At 71.6% G+C, this 8,000-nt stretch carries 6 protein-coding genes; 1 reads left to right on the top strand and 5 read right to left on the bottom strand.

What is annotated here, in order from left to right; genetic code table 11:
• Positions 1–66: 66 nt before the first annotated feature.
• The 5 genes from ACFW2Y_RS33285 to ACFW2Y_RS33265 form a co-directional block, all read right to left on the bottom strand.
• On the bottom strand, positions 67–2,205 hold the full coding sequence (locus tag ACFW2Y_RS33285; RefSeq protein WP_384886700.1) for a 3-hydroxyacyl-CoA dehydrogenase NAD-binding domain-containing protein: 2,139 nt from the start codon (positions 2,203–2,205) through the stop codon (positions 67–69).
• Positions 2,202–3,428, bottom strand: coding sequence for a thiolase family protein (locus tag ACFW2Y_RS33280; RefSeq protein ID WP_384886698.1), 1,227 nt, complete (start codon positions 3,426–3,428; stop codon positions 2,202–2,204). The genes ACFW2Y_RS33285 and ACFW2Y_RS33280 overlap by 4 nt, the downstream gene beginning before the upstream one ends.
• A 230-nt stretch (positions 3,429–3,658) precedes the next feature.
• Positions 3,659–4,942: an HRDC domain-containing protein gene (locus tag ACFW2Y_RS33275; protein ID WP_384886696.1), complete on the bottom strand. Its 1,284-nt coding sequence runs from the start codon at positions 4,940–4,942 to the stop codon at positions 3,659–3,661.
• Between the two features lie 82 nt (positions 4,943–5,024).
• A complete protein-coding gene (locus ACFW2Y_RS33270) occupies positions 5,025–5,690 on the bottom strand; it encodes a response regulator transcription factor (RefSeq protein ID WP_015037008.1) in 666 nt (221 codons plus the stop codon).
• Positions 5,691–6,052: 362 nt separating this feature from the next.
• Entirely contained in the window at positions 6,053–6,745 is a 693-nt protein-coding gene (locus ACFW2Y_RS33265) for a DUF3000 domain-containing protein (protein ID WP_384886694.1), read from the bottom strand.
• 91 nt (positions 6,746–6,836) lie between these two features.
• On the opposite strand from ACFW2Y_RS33265, the gene hemE reads away from it, so the two are divergent.
• Positions 6,837–7,952, top strand: coding sequence for a uroporphyrinogen decarboxylase (gene hemE, locus ACFW2Y_RS33260; protein ID WP_384886692.1), 1,116 nt, complete (start codon positions 6,837–6,839; stop codon positions 7,950–7,952).
• Positions 7,953–8,000 lie beyond the last annotated feature (48 nt).

Raw genomic sequence — 8,000 nt, 5'->3', positions numbered from 1 at the left:
AGCCCCGGCACCTGAAGGAGGTGCCGGGGCCTTCCGCATGTGCCCCGGGGGGCGTGCGGCCGGGCGTTATGCCGGGACGCTCGCCAGGCCCTGGGCCAGGAAGCGCTTCCCGTTGACGCGCTCGGAGACGCCCTCGCGGTCCAGGTACGGCGTGATGCCGCCCAGGTGGAAGGGCCAGCCCGCGCCCGTGATCAGGCAGAGGTCGATGTCCTGCGCCTCGGCGACGACACCCTCCTCCAGCATCAGGCCGATCTCCTGTGCCACCGCGTCCAGGACGCGGTCACGGACCTGCTCCTCGGTCAGGACGACGTCGCCCTGGACGAGGAGGGCGGCGACCTCCGGGTCGAGCTCCGGCTTGAAGCCGTTCTCGGCGTTGTAGACGTAGAAGCCGCGCTTGCCGGCCTCGACGACGGCCTTCAGGTTGGGGGAGACCTTGAAGCGCTCGGGGAAGGCGCGGTTCAGGGTCTCGGAGACGTGCAGACCGATCGCCGGGCCGACGAGCTCCAGGAGCACCAGCGGGGACATCGGCAGACCGAGCGGCTCGACGCCCTTCTCGGCGACGGCGACCGGGGTGCCCTCGTCGATGACGTTCTGGATCTCGCCCATGAAGCGGGTCAGGATGCGGTTCACGACGAACGCCGGGGCGTCCTTGGTGAGGACCGCGGTCTTCTTCAGCTTCTTGGCGACGCCGAAGGCGGTGGCCAGCGAGGCGTCGTCGGTCTTCTCGCCGCGGACGATCTCCAGGAGCGGGAGGATTGCGACCGGGTTGAAGAAGTGGAAGCCGACCACGCGCTCCGGGTGCTGGAGCTTGGAGGCCATCTCCGAGACGGACAGCGAGGAGGTGTTGGTGGCGAGGACCGCGTGCGCCGGAGCGACCGCCTCGACCTCGGCGAACACCTTCTGCTTGACGGACATCTCCTCGAACACGGCCTCGATGATGAAGTCCGCGTCCGCGAAGCCCTCGGCCTTGTCGAGGACGCCGGAGACCAGGCCCTTGAGGCGGTTGGCCTTGTCCTGGTTGATCCGGCCCTTGCCGAGCAGCTTCTCGATCTCGCCGTGGACGTAGCCCACGCCCTTGTCGACGCGCTCCTGGTCGATGTCGGTCAGGACGACCGGCACCTCCAGGCGGCGCAGGAAGAGCAGGGCCAGCTGGGAGGCCATCAGACCGGCGCCGACGACACCGACCTTGGTGACCGGGCGGGCCAGCGACTTGTCCGGGGCACCGGCGGGGCGCTTGCCGCGCTTCTGCACCAGGTTGAAGGCGTAGATGCCGGAGCGCAGCTCGCCGCCCATGATCAGGTCCGCGAGGGCCTGGTCCTCGGCGTCGAATCCCTTCTGCAGGTCCCCGTCCTTGGCGGCCTCGATGATGTCGAGGGCGCGGTAGGCGGCGGGGGCGGCACCGTGCACCTTGGAGTCGGCGATCGCACGGCCCTTGGCGACGGCCTGGTCCCAGGCCTCTCCACGGTCGACCTCGGGACGCTCGACCGTGAGGTCGCCCTTGAGGACGGACGCGGTCCACAGCAGGGACTGCTCCAGGAAGTCGGCGCCCTCGAAGATCGCGTCGGCGATGCCGAGCTCGAAGACCTGCTTGCCCTTGAGCTGGCGGTTCTGGTTCAGCGAGTTCTCGATGATGACCGAGACGGCCTTCTCGGCGCCGATCAGGTTCGGGAGGATCGCGCAGCCGCCCCAACCGGGCACCAGGCCGAGGAAGACCTCGGGCAGCGAGAAGGCCGGCAGGGCCTTCGACACGGTGCGGTAGGAGCAGTGCAGACCCACCTCGACGCCGCCGCCCATGGCCGCGCCGTTGTAGTACGCGAAGGTGGGCACGGCGAGCGCGGACAGGCGCTTGAAGACGTCGTGGCCGCCCTTGCCGATGGCGAGCGCCTCGTCGTGCTTCTTCAGCAGCTCGACGCCCTTGAGGTCGGCGCCGACGGCGAAGATGAACGGCTTGCCGGTGAGGCCGACGCCGACGATCTCACCGTTGGCGGCCTCCGCCTCGACCTGGTCGATCGCCGCGTTCAGATTGGCGAGGGACTGCGGGCCGAAGGTGGTCGGCTTGGTGTGGTCGAAGCCGTTGTCCAGCGTGATCAGCGCGAACCGACCCGCACCTGCGGGGAGTTCGAAGTGCCGTACGTGGGCGCTGGTGACGACCTCGTCCGGGAAGAGCTCGGCGGCGCCCTTCAGAAGCTCTGCGGTGGTGCTCACTTGCTGCCTCCGGCGTCCTTGTGGTTCGGGTTCTCCCAGATGACCGTGGCGCCCATGCCGAAGCCGACGCACATGGTGGTGAGGCCGTAGCGGACCTCCGGCTGCTCCTCGAACTGGCGGGCCAGCTGCGTCATCAGACGGACGCCGGAGGAGGCGAGCGGGTGGCCGTAGGCGATGGCGCCGCCGTACTGGTTGACGCGGGCGTCGTCATCGGCGATGCCGTAGTGCTCCAGGAAGGCGAGGACCTGGACCGCGAAGGCCTCGTTGATCTCGAAGAGGCCGATGTCCTCGATGGACAGGCCGGCCTTGGCGAGGGCCTTCTCGGTCGCCGGGATCGGACCGTAGCCCATGACCTCGGGCTCGACGCCGGCGAAGGCGTACGAGACGAGGCGCATCTTGACCGGGAGGCCGTTCTCGCGGGCGAAGTCCTCGGAGGCGATGACCGAGGCGGTGGCGCCGTCGTTGAGGCCGGCCGCGTTGCCCGCGGTGACGTTGCCGTGGACGCGGAACGGCGTCTTCAGGTTGGCCAGCGACTCCAGGGTGGTGCCCGGACGCATCGGCTCGTCGGCGGTGACCAGGCCCCAGCCGGTCTCCCCGCCCTCGGGGGAGGTGCGGCGGACCGAGATCGGCACCAGGTCCTGCTGGATCTTGCCGTCGGCGTACGCCTTGGCGGCCTTCTCCTGGGAGCGCACGGCGTATTCGTCGGCGCGCTGCTTGGTGATGCCGGGGTACCGGTCGTGCAGGTTCTCGGCGGTCATGCCCATGAAGAGGGCGGACTCGTCGACGAGCTTCTCCGACACGAAGCGCGGGTTGGGGTCGACGCCCTCGCCCATGGGGTGGCGGCCCATGTGCTCGACGCCACCGGCGATGACGGCGTCGTACGCGCCGAAGGCGATCGAGCCGGCGACCGAGGTGACGGCGGTCAGCGCGCCGGCACACATGCGGTCGATGGAGTAGCCCGGCACCGACTGCGGCAGGCCGGCGAGGATGCCGGCCGTGCGGCCGAGCGTCAGGCCCTGGTCGCCGATCTGGGTGGTCGCGGCGATGGCGACCTCGTCGATCTTCGCGGGGTCGAGGCCCGGGTTGCGACGCAGCAGCTCTCGGATGGCCTTCACGACGAGGTCGTCGGCGCGGGTCTCGTGGTAGATGCCCTTCGGGCCCGCCTTGCCGAACGGGGTGCGGACGCCGTCGACGAAGACGACGTCCCTGACGGTACGAGGCACGATGGCTCTCCTCCAGGGTGCGGGATGGCACTGCTGCGGCACACGCCTAAGCGTGCGCTTGCTCCCCCCATGCTACTTGTGGGTAACCAGGCTGCCCAGTCCTTGCGGGGCAAGCGGCGAAGGTCACACCCCGCATCATTCGATCGGGGGCCCTTGCGGCCGGGTCCGGGTCGCGGCACGACGGAGCCCCCGGTGCCCTCGGGGCAACCGGGGGCTCTCCCCGTGGATGCTCACGCCGTCGCGGACAGCGCCTTCACCAGCAGCGGGGTCACCAGTTCGACCTGCCAGGCGCGGGCGCCGTGGCCCGTGAGGGCGGCGGCCACGGTCGCGGCGTCCGCCGGGGACGGCGGCTCCCAGCAGACCCGACGGACGGTGTCCGGGGTGATCAGGTTCTCCTGGGGGAGGTTCAGTTCTTCCGCGAGCGCCGAAACCGCCGCGCGCGCCGCCGACAGGCGGGCCGCTGCGGCCGGATCCTTGTCCGCCCAGGCGCGCGGCGGGGGCGGGCCGGCGACCTGCTGGCCCGGCTGGGGCAGCTCGCTCTCCGGGAGGGCCCGGGCCCGGTCCACCGCGGCCTGCCACTGCTCCAGCTGGCGGCGCCCCATCCGGTTGCCGAAGCCGGGCAGCGCGGTGAGTGCGGCCGTGTTCAGCGGCACCGCGAGTGCCGCTTCCACGATGGCCGCGTCGCTCAGCACCTTGCCGGGGGAGACGTCACGCCGCTGGGCGACCCGGTCCCGGGCCGTCCACAGTTCCCGTACGACCGCCATCTGGCGGCGGCGGCGCACCTTGTGCATGCCGGAGGTCCGGCGCCACGGGTCCTTGCGCGGCGGGGCGGGCGGGGCCGAGGCGATGGCGTCGAACTCCTGGTGCGCCCACTCCAGCTTGCCCTGCCGGTCGAGCTCCTTCTCCAGGGCGTCCCGCAGGTCCACCAGGAGCTCGACGTCCAGGGCCGCGTACCGCAGCCAGGGCTCGGGCAGCGGGCGGGTGGACCAGTCGACGGCCGAGTGTCCCTTCTCCAGGGCGTAGCCGAGGACGGACTCGACCATCGCGCCGAGCCCGACCCGCGGGAAGCCCGCGAGCCGTCCCGCGAGTTCGGTGTCGAAGAGCGAGCTGGGGAGCATGCCTATGTCGCGCAGGCAGGGGAGGTCCTGGGTGGCCGCGTGCAGGATCCATTCGGTTCCGGCGAGCGCCTCGCCGAGGCCCGAGAGGTCGGGGCAGCCGACGGGGTCGATCAGTGCGGTGCCCGCGCCTTCGCGGCGGAGCTGGACGAGGTAGGCCCGCTGGCCGTAGCGGTAGCCGGAGGCCCGCTCGGCGTCCACGGCCACGGGACCGCTTCCGGCGGCGAAGGCGGCGATCACCTCGGCGAGGGCGTCGGCGGTCTCGACGACGGGCGGAATCCCCTCCCGGGGCTCCAGCAACGGGATCGGAAGCCCATTCGCAGGGACGTCGTCGTCCGGGGGGCCGCCCCCGGGGGTGCGCAGTGCGGTGTCTGCTGCGGTCTCTTGGGCGTCGGTCACGTGTCAAGGGTATCGGTGAACGGCAAGCGCCTGTCGACGGAACGTTCCGTCGACAGGCGCTCGATTCGTCTTGTGCCGAATGTCAGTGGATGATCCCCGTTCGCAGGGCGACCGCCACCATGCCGGCGCGGTCTCCGGTGCCCAGCTTGCGGGCGATGCGGGCGAGGTGGCTCTTGACGGTCAGGGCGGACAGGCCCATGGAGACGCCGATCGCCTTGTTCGACTGGCCCTCCGCCACCAGTCGCAGCACTTCGACCTCACGGCCGGAGAGCTCGCGGTAGCCGCCCGGGTGGCTCGGGGCACCCGGGGGGCGGCGGTGGCCGAGCCGGGCCGCCGCCGCGCCGATGGGGGCGGCGCCGGGACGGGTCGGATGGCCGATGTTGGTTCGGGTGCCGGTGACGACGTAGCCCTTCACGCCGCCCGCCAGGGCGTTGCGCACGGCGCCGATGTCATCGGCGGCCGAGAGGGCGAGGCCGTTGGGCCAGCCCGCGGCGCGGGTCTCGGACAGCAGGGTCAGGCCACTGCCGTCGGGCAGGTGGACGTCGGCAACGCAGATGTCGCGCGGGTTGCCGACGCGGGGACGGGCCTCCGCGATGGACGACGCCTCGATCACGTCGCGCACTCCGAGGGCCCACAGATGGCGGGTGACGGTGGAGCGGACGCGTGGGTCGGCCACGACGACCATGGCCGTCGGCTTGTTCGGGCGGTAGGCGACCAGGCTTGCGGGCTGCTCGAGGAGAACGGACACCAGGCCTCCTGGGGGAAGGGTGCGGGACGGAGCCGGCTCGGGGAAGAAGCCGGGGGCGAACCCGTGCTCTGAAGGGGTCATTGACTCCTTCGGCAGCTGGGCCGCCCGCCTTTAGGGAAAGATCACGATTTGGTGAGTAACAATTAGGGCAATTCGGATGAGTGATCGATCATCCTACGAGCGGGCCCCGTCCCGTCACCCCCACGGGGGACCGGGCACACAGGGGCCCGATCCCCGCCCCGCCCCGTGGGCGAGGACCTGGGCGCCGCCCTCACGACCCGCCGAAGCATCCGCGCCCCGACCCGTTTCGGAATCCGGGGCCCCGGGTCCCTCCGGGGCCCTTCCCGTCCTGCGGGCAGGGCTCAGGCCCCTTGAGGTCCCCGTCGCTGGGGCAGCGAGACGACCCCCGCTCCCGTCACCGTCCCCGCCCCCGGAGCACCCGGTGCGGGGGGCAGTCCCGCGATCTGACAGAGCAGGTCGCACCAAGCCGCCAGGTGCGCCGCCGTGTCCGGAACCCCGCCCCGGCCCTCCCACGGCGTCCAGGACGCCCGGATCTCGATCTGGGTGGCCGGTCTGCGGTCCGCGAGGCCGCCGAAGTAGTGCGAGCCCGCCATCGTCACGGTCCCGCTCGCCTCCCCGTAGGACAGTCCCCGTGCCTCCAGGGCCCCGGTCAACCAGGACCAGCACACCTCGGGCAGCAGCGGGTCCGAGGCCATCTCCGGCTCCAGCTCCGCCCGAACCAGCGTCACCAGACGGAACGTGCCCTTCCAAGCCTCGTGCCCGTCCGGATCGTGCAGCAGGACGAGCCGCCCGTCGGCCAGGTCCTCCTCGCCGTCCACGACGGCCGCCTCCACCGCGTAGGCGTACGGGGCGAGCCGCTGCGGCGGCCTGGTCGGGTCGATTTCGATCTCGGGCCGCAGCCTCGCCGAACGCAAGGCGTCCACCGCCCGCCGGAAGGCGGGCGGCGTCGGGTTCGTCTCCCTACTGTCCGCCGTTTGGTCCGTCCCTCGATCGCCGTCGGAATGATCGGAAAAATGTCCCTGAGCCGCAGCCATGCCGGGAAGAGTAGGCGGAACGGGCCCTTCGTGCAGGGAGGGACACCCGGCCCGGACGAGCGGCTTCTCGCCACATGCGAAGATTCTGGGCGTGAGTGCCATCGACCTTCCCCTCACCCCAGGCTCCGCCGGGACTGGGGATGCCCCCTCGCAGGGCCAGCAGACGAAGCAGCAGTCGCGGACGTACGACTCCGCATTCCTCAAGGCGTGCCGGCGCGAACCGGTGCCGCACACCCCCGTCTGGTTCATGCGGCAGGCCGGGCGCTCCCTCCCCGAGTACCTGAAGGTCCGCGAGGGCATTCCGATGCTCGAGTCCTGCATGCGCCCCGAGCTGGTCACCGAGATCACGCTCCAGCCGGTGCGTCGGCACAAGGTTGACGCCGCCATCTACTTCAGCGACATCGTCGTCCCGCTCAAGGCCATCGGCCTCGACCTCGACATCAAGCCAGGCGTCGGCCCGGTCGTGGCCGAACCGATCCGCACCCGCGCCGACCTGGCCCGGCTGCGCGACCTCACCCCGGAAGACGTCCACTACGTCACCGAGGCCATCGGCATGCTCACCGGTGAACTGGGCGACACCCCGCTCATCGGCTTCGCCGGCGCGCCCTTCACCCTCGCGAGCTACCTCGTCGAGGGCGGCCCGTCGCGCAGCCACGAGCACACCAAGGCCCTCATGTACGGCGACCCCCAGCTCTGGGCCGACCTGCTCGACCGGCTCGCCGAGATCACCTCGACCTTCCTCAAGGTCCAGATCGAGGCCGGCGCCTCCGCCGTGCAGCTCTTCGACTCCTGGGTCGGTGCCCTCGCCCCGGCCGACTACCGCCGTTCGGTGATGCCCGCTTCCGCGAAGGTCTTCGACGCGGTCGCCGGCTACGGCGTCCCCCGCATCCACTTCGGCGTCGGCACCGGTGAGCTGCTCGGCCTGATGGGCGAGGCCGGCGCGGACGTCGTCGGCGTCGACTGGCGCGTCCCGCTCGACGAGGCCGCCCGCCGCGTCGGCCCCGGCAAGGCGCTCCAGGGCAACCTGGACCCTGCCGTGCTCTTCGCCTCGCGCGAGGTCGTTGAGGCCAAGACGGACGAGGTCCTGGCCGCCGCCGAAGGGCTGGAGGGGCACGTCTTCAACCTGGGCCACGGCGTCATGCCGGCGATGGACCCGGACGCCCTGAGCCGCCTCGTCGAGTACGTCCACACCCGGACGGCCGTCTGACCCGCAGACCGGCACCCACACGACGGCGACGGCCGCCGGGGCTTCCCC

This window comes from Streptomyces sp. NPDC058877, assembly GCF_042742855.1.
In the GTDB taxonomy this organism is placed as follows: Bacteria; Actinomycetota; Actinomycetes; order Streptomycetales; family Streptomycetaceae; genus Streptomyces.
Note: the sequence above shows the minus strand (reverse complement) of the source record. Positions and strands in the feature narration are given on the sequence as shown.